General features: G+C 58.6%; 2 protein-coding genes. Both read left to right on the forward strand.

Annotation, left to right across the window (positions count from 1 at the left end):
* A partial coding sequence (locus AC1D01_RS29405; RefSeq protein WP_477872725.1) for an RHS repeat domain-containing protein occupies positions 1–2,280 on the forward strand: 2,280 nt, incomplete at its 5' end.
* On the forward strand, positions 2,271–2,613 hold a 343-nt coding region (locus AC1D01_RS29410; RefSeq protein ID WP_477872727.1), incomplete at its 3' end, for a hypothetical protein. The genes AC1D01_RS29405 and AC1D01_RS29410, both read left to right, overlap by 10 nt.

A 2,613-nucleotide genomic window follows, 5' to 3' on the forward strand; every position in this document is an offset into this window, starting at 1 on the left:
GCGATGGCCCAGGTGCCGCCCCCGCCGGTGTCGCCAACGCCGATAACGACCTATGAGTACGACGCCGAGGGCAATCCCACCAAGGTGACCAAGGCCCCGAGCAGCCTGAACCTGCAGAACAAGGCGAGCTACGACGCGCAGTACCGCGTGAACGAGCTGACCGATCCGAAGAACGGCAAGACCGCGGTCGAATACGACGGAGGAGGAAGACCGACAAAGGTCACCGACCCGCGCAGCCTGATCACGCAATACCCGCGCAACGGCTTCGGCGATGCGACGCAGTTGATCAGCCCGGATACCGGCATCACGAACATCACCTACGACGCAGCGCGGCGCCTGAAAACCCGCACCGACAGCCGCGGCGTCACCGAGACCTACACCTACGACCTCGAAGGGCGGCTGACCAGCGTCGTCTACACGCAGAGCGGCCAGCCGAACCAAACCATCACGTGGAGCTGGGACCTCACCGGGCCCGACTACACGTATAGCATCGGCCGCCTGAGCCGCACCGACCATCCGAGCGGCTTCGCCCGCGTCAAGTACGACCCACGGGGACGGATCACGGAGTCCGTGCAGTCGGTGAACGCCAAGGCGGGTGCGAACACGGTGCCAGTCGTGACGACGGTGAAGTACGCCTACTCGCACGGCGACCTGATGACGATCACCTACCCGTCGGGCCGGGTGCTGGTGATCACACGCGATGTCGGCGAGCTCATCGGCATGAGCCTCTCAGCGAACGCAGGCAGCACGCCCGTCCCGCTGATCAGCAACGTGAAGTGGGAACCCTTCGGCCCGGTGAGCGGCTGGGACTGGCACATGGCCAGCGGCCTGGTGAATCACACGAGGCAGTTCGACCTGAACGGCCGCATCGTGCGCTACCCGCTGGGCAACGTGCTGCGCGACGTGAGCTACGACGCCGCTGATCGCATCACCGGCTTCACGCATCTGCTGGCGAGCGACGGCACGCCGCAGCCGGCGCTGAACCAGGGCTTCGCGTACGACGAGAACAGCCGGCTGACCAGCATCATCACGTCGGCATCGAGCTGGTCGATCGCCTACGACCCGAACGGCAACCGCACGAGCGTGAGCCTGAACGGCAGCCCGAGCACCTACACGACCGAAGCGACGAGCAACCGGCTCACGAGCATCACGAACCCGGCCCGCAGCTTCGGCTACGACAACGCCGGTAACACGACCAGCGACRGCACGAACTACACGGCAACCTACGGCCTGAACGGCTCGATCGCGAGCATCACCAAGGCGGGGGTGACCGGCAGCTACGACTACGACGCCGAGCGCCGCCGCATCCGCAAGGTGACGAGCACGGGCGAGGTGGTGATCTTCGTGTACGACCTCGAAGGACAGTTGCTGGGCGAATACGACCAGACCGGCAAGGCGCTGCGCGAATACGTGTGGCTGGACAAYATCCCGGTGGCGATGTTCATGCCGGACCCGGCGAACGCGAGCAGTCCGAATGCTGCGCCGCTGGTGTTCTATATCCACGCCGATCACCTGAACGCRCCGCGCATCGTGGTGGATCAGAACGGCGCCAAGCGCTGGCGCTGGCTGGCCGAGCCGTTCGGCACGACGGCGGCTGAGACGAATCCAGATGGTCTCGGAAGCTTTACACAGAACCTGCGCTTCCCGGGGCAGTATGTGGATGCGGAGAGCGGGCTCTGGTACAACTACTTCCGATACTATGACAGCTTCCGTGGAGGCTATCCCCAGAGTGATCCGATTGGGTTGGCTGGCGGAATTAATACCTATGGTTATGTCTCGTCCATGCCTATTTCATATATCGACCCAAATGGATTGGCTCAGATATTTGGTCGACCCGAGTCCTTCGAAGATGGTGTTGCTTGGGCAAAAAAATACAAGGATTTGCTCGAGGCGAATAATTGGATGAGGGCTAAGATAACTCAGATATGTAAAGGGGATGGTGGTGCGATGCTGAGGAGATTTGATCAGTGGAGAATATATATCGATCCGAATATAGATGATCCACTTCGGCGCGCTAAGGAGAATTACGCCACTACAAAATATGGATCGCAGTCATCCATTTTTGGTAAGCTGTATTTTGATCCCCCTAGCTCAGGCTTCCCGGGGACTCATCTGACATTTGCGCATGAGTTCCGGCATCTGATGCCCGCAAATAACAAGCTTGTCAATCCTTATGGCGGAGGCTCTGCCTTCTCAGATAATGCCTATACGGCAAAGATAGAGAAAGACGCAGATTGGTGGGCGAATCAATTCATGGATGATGCGTGTGTATGCGAGTAACGAAATTTCTATTAAGTTTCTTGGTTGCCTTTTTCGCTTCTGAGGCCGTCGCGGTCGAGGGGGAAAAAATGGAGTATGTGAATATATTTGGCGGACAGGGGGCGGTATTTTCCATAGAGGAACGTGAGGTGCGCATGCTGGATCTGCGGTATGACCTGCATCGATGTCCATTGGGAAGCGATTTCATTTGTATCTCATCTGACGTTCTTTCATTCTCCGTTCCAAAATCATTTCCGAAATTATCTCATTGGGTTCAATTTGGCGCTGCGTATGAGCTTCGTGAGAAGAGGGTTTCTGAGATCCTTGGGAAGGAAGTAACTTACTGGGTGATCC

The sequence above is a fragment of the Rhizobacter sp. P3_B12 genome (assembly GCF_056402895.1).